A 24,097-nucleotide genomic window follows, 5' to 3' on the forward strand; every position below is an offset into this window, starting at 1 on the left:
CGACGTTTCATCTCCGGTTCCTCCTTAAGCAGAATTCTATCAAAACCGGAGAGCTCTACACATCTAACCGTCGCATTTTAAATTGGGGCGCTATATTTGTCCCATCTTCGAAAGAATATTTTTTGCATCCTGACGTGTATTGGGAGAAAGACTATCTCCAACCCATAAACCAATAGTAATGCGGTCCGATCCCAAAATGTCAGGGCAATCCTGTCTAATTTCTTCGCAAGCTGTAATTAAAGCTGCTGCTCGCTGAAATTGCTGTGTAGTCAACAGGCGAAGAGTGTAACGCATTAAGACTGACGTACCTGAATCGAGGGGATCTTTCAATCTTCTCAAAAATATTGAAAATGCGCTTAAACCCAAATAAGCTTCCGTTTTTCCTCCACCTGTTGGAAACCAGATAATATCCACTATATCCCTTTCTTTTGATTCCGGCAAAGCCATGGATTTTAAATTCATTAGAATAAAGGCTATCTGAAATGGACGCCAATGTCCCAGATCCGACCGTGGCCAGGTATTTTTGTTAAACAAATCAATATTACGAAAAGGTTTAATTACTGTGGATTTGTTTTCATACCATTTTCGTAAAGGTAGTGAATATCTTAACTGCTGGGACAACATAGCTCTGTTCATATATTGAAATGCCTGTTGAACCTTTTCATCTATTTGGAGGAGTTGGATTCCATCCCTTATGCGTTCTAGGCAGCGAAAACAATTTTTGATTTGTTTTGAAGCGGTATCTTGTAATTTTGTATCAAGAGAATGGATACGCTTTTCCTGTTGCCTAATCCATTCTTCATAATGCGAGCAAAGAAGCTCCAAATTTCTTATTCCGTCGTTAAAATCTCCGTAATCACTGAGATTGAACATACTTAATTCCACATTGTCTAACTTGGCTGGTAGAATGGGCTTCATTTCAAAGTCGGGGATGATACGGGTTTCCACACTTTTGGCTCTACCAATGGTGCTTTCTTCCCAGTAAGCAGAACATCCATGACCAATCGCATAACTCATATAGTTTCGATACAACAGTTTATTTATCTTGTCGTCTTCATTCTGTATATATTTTTTTTCTGGATATGGCAAAAAACATGCTTTCCCATCCCTTGATCTAATCTTCATCTCGACCTGAAAGAAACACTTTTCACTATCATGAAACGACCCCTCATTCCCTAGCAACTCGTTGACAAGGGAAAAAGTCAACAGACATTTTTTATCTAAATCTCCTCTAAAAACAGACCTATTGGTAATATATAGAACCAAACCCGTATCCTTTTCTTTTACCTGAATAGGTTTTTTTAGATTTTGTTTCGGCAATGGAGGAATTTCTTCAGCTTTTATATGTATGATTTCATTTATACATTCTCGTAAATAAGCTTTTCGTTTCTTTTCGTCCTGATTTTCATCTTTATAAATAAATTCGTCAAATTTATAACGTCCTGCTTTAACCTGAACAGAAAATCCTTTCTCAGGGATTTCAACGAAACAACTCACCCCAATAGCAGACGGAAAATAAGCATTTGTCAAATTAACAACTTCTTCAAATCCTTCTTGCTCTCTATCTTCATCATAATTGCCGTGAGTATCTATCTTTGTTCTGTCAAGTACTTCCTCAACATCTTCGATTCCTTTATTTGATTCGACAATGTTTTTTTCCTCTTCTGATAGTTTTTCAGTATTCTCAAGCGTATATTGCTGTGGATATAGAATACCTGCTCCATATCTTTGTCGTGGTAAATCAAACAGAACTTCTTCACCATTTGGCTGTACATAAGGTGGTATCGGATCAGGACCGATCAGTTCTTTTTTTAGAAAATCAATGATGTGATTTCTCATTAAGAATCCTCCTTACTAATAAGCTTTGCCAGCGTTCCTTTAGATTTGATTTAATAAACACATACAGTCCAAGTTTTGCTCTTGTCATCCCCACATATAAAAGCTCCTGGATCTTTGCTGTCTCAAGATCGTCAATATCAACAAGTATAATGTAGGTATTCTCCAGCCCCTTGTAGGAGTGAATCGTACTAAAGCCCAGACTCCCTTCTGGTATTGGCTTTCTTCCAGTCAGATCATGAATTCTAAATATGCGTTGAGAGAAGGTGGATAGTCCCGATCGTTTTAACTTGTAAGGTGACAATAAAGTTATGGAATCACTATTCACTCCCTCACCTTTCAACTTTTTTAACACATCCAATACTTTCTTATGCATATCTTTCTCATTATCATAAAAAATATAATCTACCGGAGGTCCTTCAATATCACTAACAGAATAAGCTTCCTTTCCCGCATTTGATAGTATCAAGGCATGTTCGGCAATGTATTTAGTATTCCTACAGTTTTTCATTAATTTAAACGATGAAAATTGACTCTCTTTAGCCAGCAAGTCTAACATTTTTTCTCTTGAGTCGCGGGTATAAATAGCTTGGTGCTTAAGGTCACAGAAAATTTGCCATTCACCTTCTCTAAAACCGCCCTTCAACAACAAATCCAATACGTCTAAATATTTTTTTCGTATCAAATCTTGGCCTTCATCAATGATTAATTTGTCAAAAAGCTCACAACCATTTTCAACAAGAGTTTCAAAGGCCTTTTCTGGTAGTATGTCTGTATAAAAATCTTTTTGACTCTCGTCCAACTGATCTTGATTACAAAGACTTCGCAACAACCCGTGAAAGGTAGATACTTTTACCAGTTCTTGTCCCTTAAACTTTTTCTTTAATTCATCCGCAAGAAGGTTATTAAAGCATAAAAACAGTGTTTTTTTGTTGTTCAAAGCACTTCGTCTGGCAGATTCAGTAGCCAACATTGTTTTTCCAGTACCTGCACCTCCTTCAAATAGAGTTCTTTTATTGTTTTGCATTCCATCCAAACAATAATACTGTTCTTCAGTAAGCCTTATGATTTCATTTTCAACTAGTTGTTCCTTATACCAGTAAGGAATAATAAAATCAAAGTCCTTCCTTAAAAAAGAAACCAGCTGTTCAATGTCTTTTTTGTTAGGTAAAATTCTGTGCGCACCCTTTTGTTGGGTTTGTTCTTTTGTTTTTTCATGCAGACTCTGAATGTAATTAGTAATGGGTCTGTCTTTGCTTTTAAGGTCAAAAACTAACCATTGCTCTTGATCAGGACCGCTTGCTTTAAATTCAATATCAGTGAACATAACACCATATCCAAAAAGCAAATTACCCAATCTGGAGCCACGACCAAAACGATTCTTTACTGCTTTAATTAAACTAAACATTCCGTCCCGAGCTTGCTCGAAAGGCCCTACCGTTTTTTGAAAAGTCCTGCCTTTTTTATTTGTGAAGTGCCAGACACCATCTTTTCTTTTTACATGGCCGGATTTTACCTCCAGACAGAAAACCCCAAGGTTTGGAGCTAATACAACAAAATCGATTTCTCCAAACATTCTCTTCACATGACGGATAATACCTAATGAATGAAGCACAATCCAATCTTCTGTTCCTGAAGTATCTCTAAAAGCTTCAAATAGCTCTTTTTCTCCACGACTTTTTAAATCCTTCTCATAGAAGTTCGGTATCATCCTTGCCATAAATAACTCTCCTTGCCTTCGTAAATCTTATTTACATGAGCTTTTTTTACTTTAAGTAATTTTTTAGAAAATCTCTTTACAACCAGACTTTGATATAGTTTTCTCCTGTAATCAATTTCAATACCACTGGCTATTTGGTTATATGAATCATTAATATTTTGCAGGATCTCATTTTCAAGAATGCTGAATGCCTGGATATGAGCAGACCTTAATCTTAAGATGGAATCTTTAACTTGAAGGAGACTATTTTTAAGAGGCTGATAATCGGTTGCATTCGCAATTATATCAATATCATCAAGATTGGCCGGTCCAATCACCCCCCTGTTCAACCAGTTTTTAACAGTGATTTTGTTTCGTTTCAATCCATGTCTTTTAAGTACCCTGTACAGCTCATCAAAGTTTCCATGTTTCTCTCTATACTTGGTTCTCAGAGCTCTTTGCCAGAGCTCTGCCGTCTCCCTTAGATAAAAATAGTTATTTTCTTTAAGCTCTTGGTCAACAATTTCTCTAATTTTCTCAGAACTAGATCTTATATAGATGACACGATCTCCATCTTCCAAGCCTTTCGCATCTGTCTTTGAGAGCATATTAGTGTTTATTTCACCCTTATTTATTTGAGAAGAGGAAATCTTATAAAAAGGGTATGAAGGTGTAAAAAATCCATAAAAGCCACCTTCAAACTCGATTAATATAGCTTCATCAACATTCGAATCATTTTTTGTTGCAACAAAGTTTCTATACAAATTATAATTTAACCTGAACTCTATTTTATCTGGTTCCATTTTATTAATTAGTTGTATCTCACTCGGGGTTAGAGAAACAGATAGCAGGTCAGTCTTTTGTTGTACGATACGGTTATTAGAAAGTGTTTTGTTAAAACTCTTTAAATATGATGTGAAATAGTTTTTCATTTCATGTTCCCAAAGCAATACATAAATGTCGTCACAAGAATAAGACCTAATTATCTGATTCAAACTTTTTCGTCCCAAATACCCCGTAATAATTATTTTCTCATATGGTTTGTAACCTTTGAGAAAAGCTCTGGGTGTCACAATCTCAACATATTTCAAGTTGTTTTTTAAAACATCACGCCAATAATCCCAACATTTTTTCAATTCGTAGTCATTTTTAACTACAACTGCTGTTTTAACGCCAGCTTGAGTTTTGATAAAGTCTCTTATATATTGGGCTTTTTCATTTTGATTTTTCAGCCTTTGTTTCTCTTCATTAATTAACTTTTGTGCTGAGATAAGAGTATAATAACTACTGTGATTTCCAAACAAACGAGTAAGTTCCTGTGTTCTATCATTTATATTCTGTTCGGTTTGGATTACAGATAAAGCAGTAAGATAGAGATCATAGAACATTTCATTCCAGATTTCTCCGATTTTATTTCCAGCGTGTCGATATATTGAGAAAAAGTCTTTTAGCATTGAGAACGCCTTAAGTAGATTATTGTTCGGGAATACCACAGGCGAGATATTAAGGTTATCTGCTGTTCGGAACATATGATTAATATAATTAAAATGTGTCCTACTACTTAATTGTAAATTCGAATTCCACTGTTCTTCCTTAATTATTTGAAATCCAAGATCTCTAAAATTTTTGATGTTCCTATATTCATTATGCTCTATGAAAACAGTTGTTGGAATTTCCTTCTCTAAAATCATTTCTTGAAACTGAGACATATCATCTAATACATGTTTACTTCCATCAATAAGAATATACTCTGGTAAGATATCATATGAATCAATAAAGTTATATAAGCGGAAAACATCACTGGATAGCAAGCATGCCGGAATACCCGTACCATATTTATTGTCTAAAGACGTAAGCTCACCGTCATTATTTAACTTTGCACAGTTTATTAAACTGTAGACTTCATTATATGTTTTTTTAATTTTTTCGTAAGCAGTGTTAAAAAGGTTTGAGTTTGTAATAACAGCTATGTCAATAGAAGAACTGATATCAGCGACCAAAGGATTATCAATCGGTTCAATGTTAGCTAGCCAGGATTTAGTAATAGTTAAAGGAACTTCAGGACCTACCGGAAGCAGCTTAGCAACTTTGCTTAAAGGTACTGTGTGTGTTACCTCTGATTTTTTAGAAGTTTTAACAGATAAACTGATTGTTTTTGCCTCTAGATCAATGGAAACAAATTTACATACTACGCCGTTAAATAGAACCTTTTGTCCTTTTTCAAATGACAGATTATTATAATCTGTGTTCTCACTTTTATTAAGCAATTGAAACGCAGCATACCATAGAGCTGTCCATGCAACTATGTCATACCTTCTAGGAAGAAGAATAACCTTTCTATTATAATCGGAATTAATTATTGAATCTAATAGAATATCAAAAATCGGATGAATTGATTTATTTATTTTGTTAATTATCCTTGCTAAGATTTTCATTCAATCACCTTCTATAATTATTACTTAACTTTCTGCATAAAGTATTTTTCATGTAATTATATGAACAAAAACCATTACAAATCATCTAATTTAATTATTACAGATAGTATGCTTTTTGAAAATATATTACAACGATAAATAAGTGCTGGTATGCCATTCACATGAATCAATTCATTCCTTGTTTAACTTACACATCAATTATATAAAAAAGGTACTCCCTTTTTGTCATACCCTTACATATAATAGCTGCACTGTGCAGACTTTTGATATTTGTTTATTCGTGTTATTCCGTGATTTTATGTCAACTGTCGCCTCGTTTCGCCAAAACGATGGTTCTTCCTCTTTTCCTTCGTATCTCTCTTAATATCCATACCATTCCGACCGTATCTATACTCCTTCAGCTTTTTTATGTTTTGAGCCAAAGTGTCAATAAGAAGACATCGTTCAGTTGGATTACCACTCTTCCTGTAATCTTTCCGATTGATTCTATTCCAAATGGGATTACTTTTTTTGGTGATACAGCTTTTAGCGTTCATAGGTAAGCCATAGGTTGATTGGTGAATTCACCTCAAAATGACAGGGTGTTTTCCAAGTTCCCACCGTCAAATCACAACACCATCCGCATTAAACAATAAAGGAACCCTTTTTTCCTAGAGTTCCTTTTCCTCACATGCACTTTCCTTTTCAGTTGCAAAATCTCCGCTGACAACTGTGCCGCTTTGACGGGATCTTGCACAGACAATTTCCTTACCAATTTCTCTTTTTCCTCGATCTCCTTCAGTACAGCGAAGTTACGTATATGCCGGACATATTCTTTTAATGCTTTTTCGGAAATCTCATCGGGCACTTCGATCATGGCTAATTCACTTGCTTTGGCAACCAAAGACGGATCAGGAAGGGTACTGATAAACCGTCCTGCATCGGCTGGATTCCCTTGATCATAGTAAGCATATAAGTAGGCAGCCAAAGCAGCATAAACCTCTGTATGAAAGTCAGCACCCAGCACATTTTTCACCCACTTTGTAATCGCTTGATCTCTCATCATATGAGCAACCAGCATCATTTCTGATTTCTCTGCAACTGAATATGGACCCGATCTGCGACTCATTTGTTTGTCAGATTCCAGATTCCCATGATTCCGCTTGACTTGTTCCTGATCCCTTTTTGCCTCTCTCTTTTTCCGTATTTTCCACTTTCTCTGTTCTTCTTTCAATGCATCGAGGGATAATCGAAACTCTTCCGCCAACCTTCGCAAATAATGGTCCTGTTCAATCGCCAGCGGCAGATCAGTAATGACATCAATCGCTTCCGTCAGATACTTCATTCTTTGATCTTCGTCTTGCAGATTGTATACTTTTTTCAGACTTTCCAGTTTAAATGAAGTGTAGGGAAGTGCCCCTGCCAGGATTTCTTCTTTAAAAGCTTCTCCGCCATAACGGCGAATATAATCATCCGGGTCTAAACCGGCCGGCATTTGGGCCACTTTTACCGTGCAACCTTGATTTTTTAATAGATCCAGTGCTTTTAAGGCTGCCGACTGACCTGCCTGGTCTGCATCATAACAGATGATGACTGTATCCGTATTGCGCTTAATCAGCCTTGCTTGTTCTTCCGTCAGGGCTGTTCCGAGTGTGGCGATTACCGTTTGAATACCTGCTTGCCAGGCAGCTATGACATCAATCGTCCCTTCAAACAGAATCGCTTGCTGCTCTTTGCGAATTGGCGACCGGGCACGATGGAGGTTAAATAGATGATGGCCTTTATGGAATAACGAAGTTTCCGGACTGTTTAAGTATTTAGGGCCCATATCGCCAATCAAACGGCCGCCGAAACCGATCACCCTTCCCTGGGAATCATGAATGGGAAACATGACCCGGTCACGAAAGCGGTCAAAATATCTTTTCGATCCTGTTTCGCGTGAAGCAATTAACCCGGCCTTCTCGAGTAATTCCTCATCAAAGCCTCTTTTCTTCATAAAAGAGAGGAGAAACTCATACGAATCCGGGGCGTATCCAATTTGAAACTCTTTAACCGTTTCGGGCAAAATCCGGCGTTCTTGAACGTAACGTCGTGCTCTTTTGCCAAATTCTGTTGACGTCAGTACATAGTGATACAACTTCGCAGCGAGATCCAAGGCATTTCGCATCTGCTGCCGTTCATCTTCTTTCTGATCACTGAACGATGGTTCTGATTCGGGAACTTGAATGCCGGCTTGATCCGCCAGATGCCTGACCGCTTCTGCAAAGGTCATCTGCTCGATCTCCATGATAAATTTAATGGTATCCCCACCTGTACCACAACCAAAACAATAGTAGAGTTGCTTTTCAGGGGAAACGGAAAAAGAGGGTGTCTTTTCTGAATGAAAAGGACATAATCCCAGATAATTCCTCCCGCTCTTTTTTAAATGCACATAACGTTGAACCACGTCCAAAATATCAAAATGTGCCCGTATTTGTTCAACGATCTCTTCCGGGATTCTTCCTCCCATACCGAACCACTGTCCTTTATCGGAATTTGATTACAATTTACCTTCTAGTATCCTTTTAATTCTCATAATGGTCTTCTCCATATTTCTGCCATTGAATAATTTATAAGTTGGTATCGATTTAAAAAGCCGCGAAGCATGATCAATACTCTGTTCAACTATTTCCCATTCATCAGGACGTTTCAAAACATTGAAGCCATTCGATAATCTCTTGATATCCGATCTCAATCATATCACCTTCATCATCTGTTCCCTCCAACAAAAAACCAGCAGACAAATTACCACTGCGGATCAGGTTATTGGGATCATGTTCCCTACGGGTTTCAAATGAACCTCATACAGTTCCCCATCCTCATACAAATGAACTACAATATTTATATACATTTGGCAAAATTCATATAAAAGGAGTCAAATAGATGATACGAAAACTACTTCTTTCCTTTCTCTTTTCCCTGTTGATCCTGTCAGCAGCAGGTTGTACCCCATTCTCCAAAGATCAACCAGTCACGGAAACGGAGCACCCATCTACCATTCTGGCAAGTGATTTACAAATCCCATGGTCGATCGCGAAAGCCGGCAGTACGTTTTATATTACCGAACGTCCCGGAAATATCGTCAAAGTGCAGGAGGGCAGGCAGGAGCGCAAAAAAGTGATCCTGACGAAAGCAGTATATCATGAAGGGGAAGGCGGGTTGCTGGGTTTGGCGTTGTCTCCCGATTTTCACCAGACGGCCAATGCTTATGTTTACCATACGTATCTGGAAGATGGAGAGGTATGGAACAGGCTGGTTCTCGTCACGGAAACGGATCGGGGCTGGGTCGAACAGAGGGCGTTGCTGGAAAAGATTCCGGGATCCCGTTTTCATAACGGCGGTCGGATCAAGATCGGGCCGGATCAACATCTATACGTAACGACCGGAGATGCCGGGGAAGAGGAGAAAGCACAAGATCTTCAGACATGGCACGGCAAAATTCTGCGCATGACGCTGGACGGAAAAGTTCCCCCGGACAATCCGTTTCCGCATTCGTATGTGTACAGTTACGGCCACCGCAACCCTCAAGGGCTGAGCTGGTCAACGGATGGCGTGCTGTACAGTTCCGAGCACGGGCCCAGTTCCATCCCCGGCGGACATGATGAACTCAACCGGATCGAGAAGGGGAAAAATTACGGGTGGCCGGAGATCATCGGTGACGAACAGAAAGCAAACATGCTGGTCCCGCTTTATCATTCCGGTGATGACACCTGGGCTCCTTCGGGTATATCCGTATATAAGGATGCAGTCTATGCAGCCGGGCTGAGAGGACAGCAAATTTTAAAGTTTTCGCTGTCTACGAAGAAGGCGGAAACGATTTTTGAAGGTGAAGGGCGTTTACGTGACATTTATATCGAAGACGGCGTCGCATATGTCCTTACCAACAATACGGACGGCCGTGGCAGTCCGCGCGACAAAGACGACCGTCTGCTGCGGATTCAGTTGAAGTGAGAACAGGGGATTCAAGCCGGTTTCCATTGTTACACTTCATCACCTATGGGGAAAAATTGAAACTTGCATCATAACCATTTTTCCTCTTTACACTCAAAATCCGCCTTTAACGTTACAAATCAGCCATTCTCCGGAAATCCTTGCCTCATGAGGGCAGGGGTTTTTCTATTCACAGCGGTTCTTGGCAAATTCTCTTAAATATATTGCAGCCAAACATGCATCCACTCTGAAGTTCGCAACCTATTTCCATATTTTATTCTTTTATTCCCAACTTTTTCTACTAAATCCACTCTCATCTTATGTTATCCTCTTAATAGAGTCAGGTTCACCGGATTGGTTGGGCCAAAACTTCTACAGGAGGGTGATTCTGTGAAAAAACATCGTTTTTTGACTTCACTGGCAATTGCGGGAGCGCTGGCGGTGACAAGCCCGCTGAGTACGTTTGCTGCGGACAAGGGAGAACCGGCCACGGCCAATCAGCCAGATTCCTCTCTCAATACTTACTCTATTCAAGAAGTTTTGAAGGATTTAAAACTTGATCAACTTCTTGAACAATGCGGCATTCAGCTGGATGTCGTGGAACATAGTAAAGCAGGGCAACCGTCGGTTCAGTCTAAACCGGCCAAACCAAAAGAAAAACGCAAGCAACCCAAGCCCAAAAAACAAAAACCAGCGAATCAACCCCGGAAACAACCTGTTCCTCAGCCCGGATCATCCAACAAGACTCAAACCGACTACGCGCTGAGTGAATTTGAAAAACAGGTGATTGACCTTACCAACCAAGAGCGGGCCAAATACGGACTGCCTGCCCTGAAAGTAGACCTGCAACTGAGCAAAATGGCGCGTGACAAAGCACAGGACATGCATGACAACAACTATTTCAGCCACAACAGCCCCACCTACGGCTCCCCGTTCCAAATGATGGATCGGTACGGCATCCGGTACAATGCCGCAGGTGAAAATATTGCCATGGGACAACGCACTCCGCAAGAAGTGGTCAATGACTGGATGAACAGCAAAGGACACCGTCAAAATATCCTGAGTAAAAACTTCAATTACATCGGTGTGGGCTATGTAAAAGACGGAAACTACTGGGTACAAGAATTTATCGGAAGATAAGCCGCCAAGAAAAACATGCAGCTCCAGAACGGGCTGCATGTTTTTCTTGTAATATTTTCGCAAAAACGTTCAACATCCCGGAATGGCACGGAATGGCGAATACGGGAACAACCAGCGGACTTGGCCGCCTCATTTTAGATGCTTCTACTCTTTTTACCAACCACGACCGTGACATCTACGGTTACAGAAAAAATATCTGACTGAAGGGCTTTTTGAATATTTTCTTCCTTTGTTCCCCAGGACAGCGGAGTCATGTGAATCAGATCCTTCAACTCTGACGGATCGATCCTGTTCACATATTTGATCTGCCGGTTTTTCACCGGTTGGAAGTGCTTGCTGAAATGCGTGAGCACCTGTTCATTTGAATAGGTTTGTTTGTGTGCCTGCCCATGGAACACCCTTCTCAATTCCTTCAGATAGTCTCTGCCCGGAACGATCTTCATCAATATCCCGTCATCATGAAGGATTCGGGCAAATTCCGAATAATTCGATGGTGAAAAGATGTTCAGGATGACATCGAATTGTTGGTCTTTGAATGGACTGCGGGCCAAATCCGCCACGCACCAAATCAGGCCGGGGTATTCTCTGGCAGCGATCCGGACCCCGTCTTTGGAAAGATCCATGCCGACTCCCAACACCCCGGAACCCGTCGAGCCCAAGTTCTTTACCAAATCCGCCAAATGGGAACCCTCCCCGCACCCGGCGTCCAATACGCGGATACACTTCGCATTTGTGTTCGTAGATGCACAGCTTACGAGATGATGGATCGTCTCCGCCATGTTGGCAAAGAAGCCGCTTTTGTTAACGGCAAGTCTGGATTCGAACATCTGTTTATCGTATTTGGTTCGTTTCACCGGGTTTGAAAGCAAGTGGATAGATCCGGATCTGGATAAATCAAAGCAGTGACGGTTGGAACAGATCAGACTGTTTGACCCGTTCATATTCATCGTTGCACCGCACAGGGGACACATGAAAAGATGACTGTGACTCCGGATGACACTCCTGGCAAGGTCGATTTTTTTCATATGGCCTCCCCTGCCTTTCGGGGCCCCCGGCCACCGGTTCGATTCAGCATGCCGACACATGGGATCATCATTGATCCCATGCGCTTCATGAAAGGGACCGATTGGGCCATTCCGGTCCATACCCGGATTTCCGGCCAGATGCTTCCATTGGGGATTTGCAGACACATCAGGCAGAACCGTGGATTTGCCCGGCGCTTGATGACATAAATTTCTTGATTTCCGTTTTCTTTTGGACATAAAAAAAGCACCTCATTCATTCGTAGTCGGGAATGAAAAAAGGCACAGCACAAATAAACCCAACCAAGAATATGAAAAAATGGTTGAGCCTATATGTTCTGTACCGATCATTACCGAATGCGAATGAAATGGATGCCCGCGTGAATGCCCATAAGAAAAGATGTCCTCTGATAAAATCCAAAATGAAGGTAAAACCCTCGCCCATTATACCATGGATGAAAAGCCAATACCATATGCGTGCTCTACATACGAATGAAAAGAATTGCTGAAGGAATTTGGATTGGGTGGTCCAGTATCGAAACAGACCTTCACCTGCAAAAAAACTGGAACAGATGTCCGACCGGACATTCGCCCCAGCTTTTCTCATCTAACCAGACACCCATCCCCTTCGAAGGCGATCAGCGCTTCTCATCCAAAATCTCCACATACCCTTTCGTGCCGTCAACACGGACATATTGGCCGTCTTTCAATATGGTTGTCGCATTCTCCACACCGACCACAGCCGGAATTCCGTACTCCCTGGCCACAACGGAGCCGTGGGTCATCATCCCGCCGATCTCCGTCACCAGCGCTTTCGCTGAATGAAACAATGGCGTCCAACCCGGATCGGTATAAGGAGCGACCAGAATGTCCCCTTTGTTCAATGTCCCTTCTTTCAGGGTGCGAATCACTTTTACATAGCCTTCGGCAACCCCGGCGGATACCGGAATGCCGATTAATGCGCCCGGGGGTGCATGTTCATTGGTTCTTTCCGGCGTGATGATTTCCCCGTCGCCGGTCATCACGCGCGGAGGGGTGAGTTTTTGGTATGCCGCTTCCCTTTCCTTGCGGTTCTCAATCTGCTTCCTGACATCCCCCTCGTAACGGTTTTCCAACAGGGACGCCAATTCATCGAGCGACAAATAGAAGACGTCCTCCTTCTCTTGGATGATCCCTTTATCCGCAAGCATGCCGCCCTCTTCCAAAATGGCGTCCCGGTACAGATCGAAATACCGGATGATGGCGTATTTGGGGAACTCACGGATTCCGACCGTATGGCGGTAAACGGTTAGGAGGCGGGAAAGCTGCTTTGCTTTTCTGGCACCATCCGGCAATGCTTGGACCCGTTCCAACAATGCCTCCATGGCCTCGCGCGCTTCCTGCTCTCCCTGTTTGAATTTTTCCCGGTGCTCACCGGGTTCATTGCTTCTCATATGGCTGAGAATGGATGGGATGAGCAGGGTCGGGGATTCCTTGAAGCGCACGCGGGTGATGTCGATTTCACCGGGAGCCCGCATCCCGAATTTTTCCATGAACCGGTCCCACTCGGCTTTGAAAGCTTCGCCGCCCTCCACTTTGCTCAACCCTTCAACAAACGACCGATCTTCGGCTTGCTCCAAATATTGCACCACTTCAGGGAAGCGTCTCGCCGCATCCGCCAGATCGCCGATGAAGAGCCCCATTTCACTGGTGATATTGCCGGGCGGAGATTTGTGGATGGAAGGATTCAATTCTTCGCCCAACCACCTTTTCACGCAGCGCTCGATCTTGGTTAGTGCCCCGAATCCGGCCCATAAGTACGCGAGTGATTCCTCCAGCGAGCTGAACAAATCACGGCCGGCGTGTTTCTGGATCAACCGGATCCGTTCCGCGCCGGATCGCTGGTTCAGCTCTTTTTTGAACGCACACAAGTTCCGCTCGAGTGCGGAAGTTACTTTCTCATAGGCTTGATGCGGATCTTCAAAGCGGATGATTCGGATGTAACGGGGGATCAGCCGGGCGAGGATCCCCAAAATCGGCCGGACAAAGTCACGGAATACGGTTCGTTTCACTCCTTTGCGGGGAGCGCCCTTCTGAAACTCCTCCCTTGAAACCGCTTGTTTGAGTGCCAGCACGTCATCGTCCAGCATGGTGGATTCCAGCAGTTTTCGCTGAACCGATTTCAAATACAAGGGGTAGGAGTAATCGACGTAGAGCCTGCCCCCCGCTTCCACAAAAAGCCGGCTCTCAGCGCGCACGGAAGGTTTGCCGAAAGGGAAAAACGTCCTCCAGAGGGAGATGCCGAGCGGCTTCATCACATCCGTCATCATCTGTTTATGGCCGAATGAATTATAAATATGCGGATAGGGATCGCCGGCAGCCGGAACCGGGTACAAAGACGTGATCGGCCGGCTTTGCAGGATATAGATGCGGTCCCCATCCAGACACCACTCGATATCCTGTTCCGAACCGTAATGTTTTTCAATTCTTCGGCCCAGTTCGGCCAGCTCCAGGATCTTCTCATCCGGGAGTGCTTGTTTTTGTTGAAGTTCAGGCACAAGCTCCCTGATTTCCGTTCCACCGTCGGGAAGAGGGAAGATTCCTTTTTCCTTTTTGGAGATTTGTTTCAGGATAATCTGGCCGTCTCGCACCTTGTATAAATCGGCGGTTACAATGCCGGAAACCAGCGCCTCGCCCAGCCCGAATCCGGCATCGATGGAAACCGTGTGCCGATGCCCTGTAACCGGATCTGCCGTAAACATAATACCGGACACATCAGGAAATACCATCCGCTGTACCACGACAGACAAGAACACAGACCGGTGGTCAAACCCGTGATTGGCACGGTAAATGATCGCCCGGTCCGTGAACAGGGATGCCCAGCATTTTTTGACCGCCTCGATGAGCGGTTCCTCCCCCTTCACATTCAGATATGTTTCCTGTTGACCGGCAAATGAAGCGGTCGGCAAATCCTCGGCCGTTGCACTGGAACGGACAGCGTAAGCATGATCCTTGCCCAGTTTCGTCCATGCCTCGATGATTGCCGATTGGATCGGTTCAGCAAGCGGAACGGTGAGCAAGTGAGCCCGGATTCTCTGTCCCAATGAGCGGATCTCATCGAGTTGTTCGGGCTTCAATTGATTCAGCAAGTCGAACCATTCATCCATCTCATCACTGGCTTCAATGAAATGGCGGTAGGCCGATGTGGTGAGGCAAAATCCGGGAGGAACAGGAAACCCCGCCCGGGCCATCTCCCCCAGATTGGCTCCTTTTCCGCCAACGACCGGCAGGCTGTGGCGGTCGATCTCATCGAAATGCAAAACATATTTCATGACATTCCACTCCCTTTTTTACCAGGAAGAAGTTGACGCATCACTGGTCACCGCAGCTTCACCATCATTGACCGACCAACCGGAACCAAAGATTCCGCCCATGGACAAAGCGTATGTGACGGATCATTCCGCGTTGGTCCGGTAGACACCATGTTTAAAGATCTCAAGCATCGGTTTATAATCGCTCAACATCTCTTCCCATTGTTCAAGGCCCTTTTCCGGTTGTTGCAAAGCTTCTTCCGCCATTCGTTGAGCAATTGCATGTAAACACAGGTAGATCAGGGACATGGCTTTCTCCAGATCCAGATCGTCACGAAATTTGGAGCGGTCAATTCCCTCCAAAATGAAAGGCATGGCAATCTTTTGATATTCATGCAACCTTTCTTCCACTTCACGCGGAAATTTTTTCGAAATCTCGCTGTAGGCTCTGAGCAAAAAGGAGTAAACCAGAGGGTGACGCAAAAAATAACGATACTTAAACTCACTCAGATAAAGAATCCGGTCGAAAAGATCGCTGGGCAAATCCACAAGGGAAGGGATCATCTCCTCCATCTCGTCCATATACTGAGCCACACAATGATCAAAGGTGGCCAAATACAGTTGTTTCTTGTTGCCAAAGTAGTGAAACAAGAGTCCTTTGGATATGGCAGCTTCCTGGATGATCTTATTGGTGGATGCTTGATCATACCCCCGTTCGGCAAATTCACGGATCGCTGCCTGAAGGATTTTTTCTCTCTTCTCTGCGGGAATCTGCTGGTACAAATCGTTCAAGTTCGAAAACCCCCTCGATTGACTACCTGGTCAATCGCTTTGTACTCCCATTCTAAACCGGATTGACCATTTGGTCAATAGGCGGACAGAAAGTAAAGGTAATGTTGAACAAGTCCACAATATCTTAATTTTTTCAGGGATGGTAAGAGCAGACAGATTGTTGTATAATCGAACATACGAGCGTATCCCATTCCTATTGACAATCTTGTCAGTGGGGTAAAGGGACAGAAGGAGGCCGTTGAAATGAACCAAGAGTCTGCGCCGCAGGAAAGGCAAGAGTTTGACTTGCGAAAGTTTTCGTGGTTAATCGTATACGTGATATTTTTCGGGGTTTTAAACGAGACCGTGTTTAATGTATCCACGCCGAAGATTGCCGAACAGTTCCAATTGCAGCCTTCGGAAGTGAGCTGGGTGGTGACTTCGTTCATCATTACATTTGGACTGGGGCAAGTCATTTTCGGCAAACTGGCCGACATCTATGATCTGCGCCGCCTGATCGTGATCGGCATTTTGATCTACGTTTCTTCTTCGCTGCTCGGCATGGTGCTGCAAGCGTGGTATCCGTTCGTCATCCTGAGCCGGGCGATTCAGGGAGCCGGAGCCTCCGCGCTTCCGGCGCTGACGATGGTGATCGTCGCCAGGTATTTTACACCGCAGCAGAGAGGGAAGCTGTTCGGCCTGTTTACGTCGACCGCTTCGTTTGCCGTCGGCGTGGGACCGGTGATCGGCGGTTTTGTGTCTGCCTATATGCACTGGTCGTTTCTGTTTTTGATTCCAGTATTTACACTCGCCTCCCTGCCCGCGTTCCTCAAGCTGTTGCCGAAAGAGGAACCAAAGGAGGGAACGGCAAAAGTCGATCTGCTCGGAGCTGCTTTGCTCGGGGCAGCCATCTCTTTTCTGGTCATCTTCTGCACAAATCCCGAGTGGCCTTACCTGCTCATCAGCTTGGTGGCAACGGTCTGGTTTATCCTGCACATCAGGCGCACCGAGCAACCGTTTGTGGACCCGGAATTGTTTCGGGCTCCGTTATACCGCACCGGGGTCTTGATTGGGTTTCTGTTGTTTGGTGCGGTGATGGGAATCGTCTTTGTGGTTCCGATCATGATCAACACCTTGCACGGATTGTCAACCGACGAGATCGGGCTGGTGATGTTCCCCGGTGCATTCAGTGCCGTCATTTTCGGGACGGTTGCCGGGAATCTCACAGCCAAAAAGGGCAGCCATCCCGTCTTTTACACCGGCATTGCATTGGTCGGTGCATCTTTGCTCATTCTGGCCGTACTTACCGATAAATGGATCTGGTTGACAAGCGCTGTCCTCGTGTTGATGTATATCGGGTTTTCCTTTGTGCAAACATCCATGGCCGAAACGATTACACAAACCTTACCGGCCAGCCGGATCGGGGTCGGCATGGGCTTTTACGGTCTGGCCGCTTTCATCGCCGGAGCCGTCGGAACCGCAGCAGTGGCCAGTTTGCTTGACATCGGCATTTTCGATTTTCGCTTTCTGCCGTTTGTCGGGCGGGCTGAAGCGCATCCGTTCAGCAATCTGCTGCTGGTGTTTGCCGGAATCACCGCGGTTTGCGGTCTGATGTATCTAAGAACCCTCGGACGAAAACGGCAAACGGAACCGGTGCCGGCGCCCTAAAACACATGACTCATCCACACTGTCATGAAAAAAGCTTCACAACGGGATTCCCGATTGTGAAGCTTTTTTAATCATTAGCGTGAAAGGAATGACCGGACGAAGTGACGGGCCACAAAGGCAATGAAAGCTGCTCGTACGTTTCAGCCTGCGATTGCACAAAATTGGAAAATCCCACCCCCACCAGACGGACGCCCGCTGCGTAGTCAAACGCATCCAGCAATTCTTCCAATATCTCCGACCAATCGGTGTCGGGCCGGGCCGTTCGTTGTTTGGAACGCAAGGTGAAATCTGCGTACTTGATTTTCAGCGTCAGCGTCTGCGGTGTGATCTCTTCACCGTCCAGATCATGCCACACTTCGGCCAACAACTCCCGAGCGACCGCTGCAACCGACTCCCGGTCAAACAAATCTTCAGGCAAGGTGGACTCCCGGCTATGTGATTTGGGGGAACGGTCCGTGACGATCTCCCGATCATCCTTTCCTCTCGCCCGGTGGTACAGGGCATAACCAAACTTGCCGAACATCTGCACCACTTCATCCAAAGATAAGCGCCAAAAATCTCCAACCGTAAACACTCCGATGTTCTCCAGCCGTTCCCGCGATTTTTTCCCTATGCCGTGCAGCGTACCCACCGGCAAATCCTTTAATATCTCCAAGGCTTGTTCCGGCCGAATGATCACAAACGCGTCCGGTTTTTTCAAATCACTGGCAATTTTGGCCATCGACTTGTTGTACGAGAGACCGATACTGCAAGTCAGCCCGGTTTCAGCCTGAATCCGCCGCTTGATTTCACGGGCGACGGGAACCGCATTTTCATAATGGGAGACGTCCAAATAGGCTTCATCCAGCCCGACCGTCTCGAAGCGATCGCTGTAGGCCGTAAAAATGCGGCGAACCTCGGCAGACTTCTCGGCGTACCGCTCATATCTTACCGGCAAAAAAATGCCATCCGGGCACAGCTTGCGGGCCATCGCCGTGGGCATGGCTGACCGCACCCCATACGCCCGGGCCTCATAGCTGCAAGTAGACACGACACCGCGCTTGTCCCTGCCGCCGACAATGACCGGTTTTCCCCTCAACTCCGGATGGTCCAGCTGTTCCACACTGGCGAAAAACGCATCGAGATCCAAATGTAATATCTTCTTCACCAGCGGCTCACCCACATCCAAACATACATTCTTATTCTCTATTATGAAGGGAATCCGGCGGAAATTCAACTCAGCTGATGAGCGAAAAGCCCCCTCCTGCTGTCGATGGTTACAATCAAACTGTCTCCTGTCCGTGAACCGCCGCGCCTGACGAGGAAACAGCTTGGGCACGAACCGGCGGCGGAGGGCGGATAAATTGGAAATTGAAAAAGGGCTGCTGACTCCATATGGGTAATCAGCAGTCCCTTGGGTGGCATAGAGACGCGTTATTTCGGCTGCATGCGAATCGCTCCGTCCAAACGGATCGTTTCACCGTTTAGCATCGGATTTTCCACGATGGATTGAACCAGCCGGGCATATTCATCCGGCAGACCCAGGCGCGGCGGAAAGGGGACCATCCTCCCCAATGATTCCCGTGCTTCCTGCGGCAGGGAGGCAAATAAGGGAGTATCGAACAGTCCGGGAGCGATGGTCATCACACGAATCCCATATCTCGCCAATTCCCTGGCGATCGGCAGCGTCATCCCGACAACTCCTCCTTTGGATGCGCTGTAGGCCGCCTGCCCGATTTGCCCGTCAAACGCGGCCACGGAAGCGGTATTCACGATCACTCCCCGCTCCCCTTCCTCATTCGGCGAATTGGCTGACATCTTTTCCGCTGCCAGACGGATCACGTTAAACGTGCCGATCAGATTCACTTGGATTGTTTTCGTAAAGGAAGCAAGAGCATGAGGACCTTTCTTGCCCAACACTTTTTCAGCCACGGCAATCCCCGCGCAGTTGACCACGATATCCAGTCTCCCAAACCGTTCCTCGATCCCGTTCACTACTTGTTGAACGGCTGCTTCATCCGTCACATCCGCTGTAAAGGAGACCGCATGATCTCCCAATTCTGCCGCCAATTTGGCTCCTTTTTCTTCCGACAGATCGACAATGGCCGCCTTCCCTCCCTCTGCCACCAACCGCCGCACCGTCGCCTCTCCCAGACCGGATGCGCCTCCGGTCACCAAAGCCACACGATTTTTAATCTTCATTTCAAACGGTTCCTCCTTTGCTCCATTTTCCGCTTAATCCAAACGTTCTATGATCGTCGCATTGGCCATCCCGTGTCCTTCACACATGGTTTGCAAGCCGTAACGTCCGCCTGTCCGTTCCAACTCATACATCATCGTCGTCATCAGCCGCGCTCCGGAAGCACCGAGAGGGTGGCCCAGTGCAATCGCTCCCCCGTTGGGATTCAGCTTATCCGGATCGGCCCCGGTTTCACTTAACCAGGCGAGCGGGACCGGGGCAAACGCCTCATTCACTTCAAACACGTCGATATCGCTTAATTGCAATCCCGCCTGTTTCAGCACTTTTTTCGTGGCAGGGATCGGTCCGGTGAGCATCAGCGTCGGGTCCGATCCCACCACGGCGCGGGCAAGTACACGAAAACGCGGCTTTAGCCCGAGCTGCTCGGCTTTATCGCGGGACATTAACAACAAAGCTGCCGCACCGTCGCTGATCTGACTCGAGTTGCCCGCGTGAATGACGCCGTTTTCCATAAACGACGGGGAAAGAGCCGCCAGCTTATCAAGTGAAGTATCCTCTCTCGGCCCCTCATCTTTGTCCACTGTCACTTTCCCTTTGTCCGGAAGCATCACTTCCACCGGCAAAATCTCTCTTTGAAAACGCCCCTCTTTCTGCGCCTGCAATGCTTTTTCATGGCTCCTGAGGGAAAATTCATCCAATTGCGACCGGCTGAACCCCCATTTCGCCGCAATCCGTTCCGCCGACAGTCCCTGGTTGATGATTTCATACCGGGAGGTCAGCTTCTCGCTGAAGCTGGCTCCCTGCATGCTGGAAAACATGGGAACACGGGACATACTTTCCACTCCCGCTGCCACGACCACATCCATATCCCCGCTGATGATTGCCTGGGCGGCGAAATGAACGGCCTGCTGACTGGAACCGCACTGCCGGTCGATGGTCGTGCCGGGCACCTCTTCCGGATAGCCGGCGATCAGTGCCGCGATTCTCCCGATGTTGACCGCCTGTTCCCCCACCTGGGACACACATCCCATGATCACGTCTTCCACCAACCCGGGGGAAATCCCGGCTCGATCCACCACCGCTGCGAGCACCATGGCCGCCAGTTCATCCGGACGAATGCCGCTCAAGACGCCGTTTCGCCGCCCGATCGGAGTTCTCACCGCTTCCACAATTACCGCTTCCCTCACACCCATCTCCCCTTTTCTATTCCTCTTAAATGATATTCTCCTCTTTCAACCGAATGATTTCTTCATCCCTGTACCCCAGTTCCTTCAAATATTCCCGATTGTGTTCCCCTAACGAAGGGGCAAACGAGCGAATCGAACCCGCCGCTTCCGACATTTTGATCGGAGTTCCCGGAAGCCGGACAGTTCCAAATGCGGGATGCTCCTTGTCCACGATCATCTGCCGATGGACCACTTGCGGGTCATTCACCATTTCGGCCACGGTTAAAACCGGTGACACGCAGGCGTCTGTTCCGGCAAAAACGTTCATCCAATCCGTTAACGACCGCTGCTTGACGATCGAAGCAATGATTTTTTTCATTTCCTCTTGTTCCTCCGGCGGTGCCTGTAAACGCGGAATCAAATCTTCCCTGCCGATTCCGCGGCAAAAAGCTGCCCAAAATTTCGGCTCCAGTGCCCCCACCGCCAGGTAACGCTGATCCGCCGTTTCATAAACTCCGTAGCACGCCAGCCCTCCGGACAAGGTCAGCTCACCCCGGCGCAGCTCCTGGCCGGTAGCCAAATAATGCGGGAGAAACGTCTGCATCCAGGATACAACCCCATCCAACATGGAAATGTCCACCTGCTGCCCCTTGCCGGTCTGATGACGGGCCAACAAGGCCAACAGGATGCCCGTGACCGCCATCATGGCCCCGCCTCCGATGTCGGCAATTTGCACCGCCGGCAGGGTCGGCTTCCCGCCTTTTTCTCCTTGCAAGTCCATGAGTCCGGCGTAGCTGAGGTAATTGATATCATGTCCGGCTTGATCGGCATAAGGGCCGTCCTGACCGTAGCCGGTAACGGCGCAATAGATCAGACCGGGATTGATGTCCTTCAGCGTCTCATATCCCAATCCAAGGCGCTCCATCGTGCCCGGACGAAAGGATTCCACCACGACATCCGCGCGCTCAACCATCTTCTTGAAAATCATCGTTCCTTGCTCCGATTTCAGATTGAGGGTAACGCTTTTTTTATTGCGGTTCAGCGAGGCAAAAAGAGCACTTTCCTTCCCCCACCCCGGCTCATACCATCTGGCGTAATCCCCCAACCCGGGTTCTTCGATCTTAATCACCTCTGCACCGAAATCAGCCAGCAGCATGGTACAGTACGGGCCCGGCAACAGACGCGTCAGGTCGAGCACCCGAACCGATGAAAGCGGCAACTGCACTCCGGCGATCCCTCCTTCGCCTCTTATAAACCCATGTTTTTAGCGATGATGGTTTTCATGATTTCATTGGTTCCCGCATAGATGGCGGCAACCGGAATATCGCGGTATCTGCGGGCAATCGGATACTCCTCCATGTACCCGTATCCGCCGTGGAGCTGCAGACACTGGGCGGCCACCCGTTTAGCCATTTCCGTCTGCCACCATTTGGCCATCGACACTTGGGTCACCATCTCCTTACCCGCGATATGGCGTGCGATCAATTGATCGAGAAACGCCCGTCCGATCTCGATCTCCGTAGCCATTTCGGCAACCTTAAACTGTGTGTTTTGAAATTGGCTGATCGGCCGGCCGAACGCCTGGCGCGTCTTCACATAATCGATCGTCATCCTGAGCATCTCTTCCGCCGCCACCTGGGCACAAATCGCCACCAACAGCCTCTCTTGCTGCAACTTTTCCATCATGTACTGAAACCCATGTCCCTCTTTTCCCAGCAAGTTAGCGGCGGGGACCCGGCATTCGTCAAAAATGAGCTCCGCGGTATCTTGGCAGTGAAGCCCGATTTTATTCAACTTTTTCCCCCGGAAAAATCCCGGTGTCCCCCGTTCCACCAAGATCAGGCTGATGCCCTTGTGTTTGGGCTGTGCCATCGGATCGGTTTTCACCGCGACCAGGACCAGATCGGCCGAAATTCCGTTGGTGATAAATGTTTTTTGCCCATTGATCACATATTCGTCCCCATCCCGGATCGCCGTCGTTTGAATGTTGGCCAGGTCCGAGCCGGTGCCCGGTTCTGTCATGGCGATCGCCGTGATGATATCGCCGCTGGCACATCCCGGAAGGAAACGTTGTTTCTGTTCCTCCGTACCGTAAGAAACGATGTAGGGAACGACGATATCGTTATGAAGGCCGATCCCGACCAACCCGGAACCGATGCGCTCCAATTCTTCATTAATCACGACAGAATAGCCCCAATCCACTCCGGAGCCGCCATATTTTTCATCAAGATAGGGACATAAGTATCCCTGATCGCCCATTTTCTTCCAAAATGAACGGGGAACTTCTCTTTTCTCCTCCCATTGGTCATAAAACGGGGACGCCTCTTTTTCCAAAAATTTGCGCAAAGTTTGTCGGAAGAGTTGATGATCTTCGGTCAGATACGGATGGTTCACTGCTCCTCTCCTCCATCGGTTCAAAACTGTTCAGTCTTCACGAAACTGCTGAACCTTCCCCCCGGCATTGCGAAAAAGCTCATTTCATCCATACATAATCCGGCACATTGGCCTCCTTTCACCACGCTTGAATGAATATTCATTCATTTTTATGGGAATAAACTTCTATACTCATTTTAGCAGAAATATTCAAAAAAACGTGAAGCGAGTATCAATGAATCCGGCTCAATCAGTAAGATTCTGCTGTTTTAGTATATTTGAATCGCTTTAAACGCCTCAAAGAAAATAAGCTGAGTCCGTTCACTCAGCTTTCATCTTTGAGTTTTAGATGAAAAAACTTAACATGGCGTTAAAAGCTACCTTTATTTATAAAACCGCAGTAATATACAAAATCGCGATCTTTTCCCTTTCCAAAGAACAAATCGTGAATTTTGTCATCAATCTCAGCAAGCCTCACACAGACTTGTTCAGTGTGATTATATTTGTGAAACATAGCTTTCCGTCAAAACGACAAATTTCTACTTCACTGATAAGGGTAGCTTGCTCTTT

Annotated in this window: 15 protein-coding genes; 3 read left to right on the forward strand and 12 right to left on the reverse strand. The window is 46.3% G+C overall.

What is annotated here, in order from left to right; genetic code table 11:
- Nucleotides 1–90: 90 nt before the first annotated feature.
- The 4 genes from BMW55_RS08930 to dnaG all read right to left on the reverse strand — a co-directional run bounded on the left by BMW55_RS08930 (nt 91) and on the right by dnaG (nt 8,458).
- Complete coding sequence (locus tag BMW55_RS08930) at nt 91–1,839, reverse strand: hypothetical protein (RefSeq protein WP_089967624.1); 1,749 nt, start codon at nt 1,837–1,839, stop codon at nt 91–93.
- Nucleotides 1,820–3,556, reverse strand: a complete 1,737-nt coding sequence (locus tag BMW55_RS08935) for a nuclease-related domain-containing DEAD/DEAH box helicase (protein ID WP_089967629.1) — start codon at nt 3,554–3,556, stop codon at nt 1,820–1,822. Before BMW55_RS08935 ends, BMW55_RS08930 begins: the two co-directional genes overlap by 20 nt.
- Nucleotides 3,544–5,970: a DrmE family protein gene (locus BMW55_RS08940; RefSeq protein WP_089967633.1), complete on the reverse strand. Its 2,427-nt coding sequence runs from the start codon at nt 5,968–5,970 to the stop codon at nt 3,544–3,546. Before BMW55_RS08940 ends, BMW55_RS08935 begins: the two co-directional genes overlap by 13 nt.
- Before the next feature lie 607 nt (nt 5,971–6,577).
- Nucleotides 6,578–8,458, reverse strand: coding sequence for a DNA primase (gene dnaG / locus BMW55_RS08950; RefSeq protein WP_089967640.1), 1,881 nt, complete (start codon nt 8,456–8,458; stop codon nt 6,578–6,580).
- 413 nt (nt 8,459–8,871) lie between these two features.
- On the opposite strand from dnaG, the gene BMW55_RS08955 reads away from it, so the two are divergent.
- Both BMW55_RS08955 and BMW55_RS08960 read left to right on the forward strand, forming a co-directional pair.
- Entirely contained in the window at nt 8,872–9,939 is a 1,068-nt protein-coding gene (locus BMW55_RS08955; protein WP_089967643.1) for a PQQ-dependent sugar dehydrogenase, read from the forward strand.
- Nucleotides 9,940–10,308: 369 nt separating this feature from the next.
- Nucleotides 10,309–11,058 carry a CAP domain-containing protein gene (locus tag BMW55_RS08960; RefSeq protein WP_244527509.1) on the forward strand — a complete coding sequence of 250 codons (750 nt, stop codon included), beginning with the start codon at nt 10,309–10,311 and terminating at the stop codon, nt 11,056–11,058.
- Between the two features lie 134 nt (nt 11,059–11,192).
- Here BMW55_RS08960 and BMW55_RS08965 read toward each other — a convergent pair whose 3' ends face one another.
- The 3 genes from BMW55_RS08965 to BMW55_RS08980 form a co-directional block, all read right to left on the reverse strand.
- A complete protein-coding gene (locus BMW55_RS08965; protein WP_170839838.1) occupies nt 11,193–12,083 on the reverse strand; it encodes a putative RNA methyltransferase in 891 nt (296 codons plus the stop codon).
- A 635-nt stretch (nt 12,084–12,718) separates the two neighbouring features.
- On the reverse strand, nt 12,719–15,391 hold the full coding sequence (locus tag BMW55_RS08975; RefSeq protein WP_089967652.1) for a phosphoenolpyruvate synthase: 2,673 nt from the start codon (nt 15,389–15,391) through the stop codon (nt 12,719–12,721).
- A gap of 123 nt (nt 15,392–15,514) precedes the next feature.
- Entirely contained in the window at nt 15,515–16,162 is a 648-nt protein-coding gene (locus BMW55_RS08980) for a TetR/AcrR family transcriptional regulator (RefSeq protein WP_089967655.1), read from the reverse strand.
- A gap of 243 nt (nt 16,163–16,405) precedes the next feature.
- Here BMW55_RS08980 and BMW55_RS08985 point away from each other — a divergent pair, with 243 nt between their 5' ends.
- Entirely contained in the window at nt 16,406–17,809 is a 1,404-nt protein-coding gene (locus BMW55_RS08985) for an MFS transporter (protein ID WP_089967658.1), read from the forward strand.
- A 67-nt stretch (nt 17,810–17,876) separates the two neighbouring features.
- Here BMW55_RS08985 and dinB read toward each other — a convergent pair whose 3' ends face one another.
- From dinB to BMW55_RS09010, 5 genes are all read right to left on the reverse strand, one after another.
- Nucleotides 17,877–18,956 (reverse strand): DNA polymerase IV, encoded by a 1,080-nt coding sequence (gene dinB, locus BMW55_RS08990; RefSeq protein ID WP_089968191.1) that lies wholly within the window; start codon nt 18,954–18,956, stop codon nt 17,877–17,879.
- A gap of 266 nt (nt 18,957–19,222) precedes the next feature.
- Nucleotides 19,223–19,990 carry a 3-hydroxyacyl-CoA dehydrogenase gene (locus tag BMW55_RS08995; RefSeq protein WP_089967661.1) on the reverse strand — a complete coding sequence of 256 codons (768 nt, stop codon included), beginning with the start codon at nt 19,988–19,990 and terminating at the stop codon, nt 19,223–19,225.
- Between the two features lie 33 nt (nt 19,991–20,023).
- A complete protein-coding gene (locus BMW55_RS09000) occupies nt 20,024–21,175 on the reverse strand; it encodes a thiolase family protein (protein ID WP_089968194.1) in 1,152 nt (383 codons plus the stop codon).
- Between the two features lie 25 nt (nt 21,176–21,200).
- On the reverse strand, nt 21,201–22,379 hold the full coding sequence (locus BMW55_RS09005) for a CaiB/BaiF CoA transferase family protein (protein ID WP_089967663.1): 1,179 nt from the start codon (nt 22,377–22,379) through the stop codon (nt 21,201–21,203).
- Nucleotides 22,380–22,402: 23 nt separating this feature from the next.
- On the reverse strand, nt 22,403–23,548 hold the full coding sequence (locus BMW55_RS09010; protein WP_089967667.1) for an acyl-CoA dehydrogenase family protein: 1,146 nt from the start codon (nt 23,546–23,548) through the stop codon (nt 22,403–22,405).
- Nucleotides 23,549–24,097 lie beyond the last annotated feature (549 nt).

The organism is Lihuaxuella thermophila (assembly GCF_900110165.1).
Lineage (GTDB): Bacteria > Bacillota > Bacilli > Thermoactinomycetales > Thermoactinomycetaceae > Lihuaxuella > Lihuaxuella thermophila.

What these genes read in the sequence shown, in the direction of transcription:
- BMW55_RS08930 (WP_089967624.1), bottom strand. Translation starts at nt 1,839, where the DNA reads ATGAGAAATCACATCATTGATTTTCTAAAAAAAGAACTGATCGGTCCT.
- BMW55_RS08935 (WP_089967629.1), bottom strand. Translation starts at nt 3,556, where the DNA reads ATGGCAAGGATGATACCGAACTTCTATGAGAAGGATTTAAAAAGTCGT.
- BMW55_RS08940 (WP_089967633.1), bottom strand. Translation starts at nt 5,970, where the DNA reads ATGAAAATCTTAGCAAGGATAATTAACAAAATAAATAAATCAATTCAT.
- dnaG (WP_089967640.1), bottom strand. Translation starts at nt 8,458, where the DNA reads ATGGGAGGAAGAATCCCGGAAGAGATCGTTGAACAAATACGGGCACAT.
- BMW55_RS08955 (WP_089967643.1), top strand. Translation starts at nt 8,872, where the DNA reads ATGATACGAAAACTACTTCTTTCCTTTCTCTTTTCCCTGTTGATCCTG.
- BMW55_RS08965 (WP_170839838.1), bottom strand. Translation starts at nt 12,083, where the DNA reads ATGAAAAAAATCGACCTTGCCAGGAGTGTCATCCGGAGTCACAGTCAT.
- BMW55_RS08975 (WP_089967652.1), bottom strand. Translation starts at nt 15,391, where the DNA reads ATGAAATATGTTTTGCATTTCGATGAGATCGACCGCCACAGCCTGCCG.
- BMW55_RS08985 (WP_089967658.1), top strand. Translation starts at nt 16,406, where the DNA reads ATGAACCAAGAGTCTGCGCCGCAGGAAAGGCAAGAGTTTGACTTGCGA.
- BMW55_RS08995 (WP_089967661.1), bottom strand. Translation starts at nt 19,990, where the DNA reads ATGAAGATTAAAAATCGTGTGGCTTTGGTGACCGGAGGCGCATCCGGT.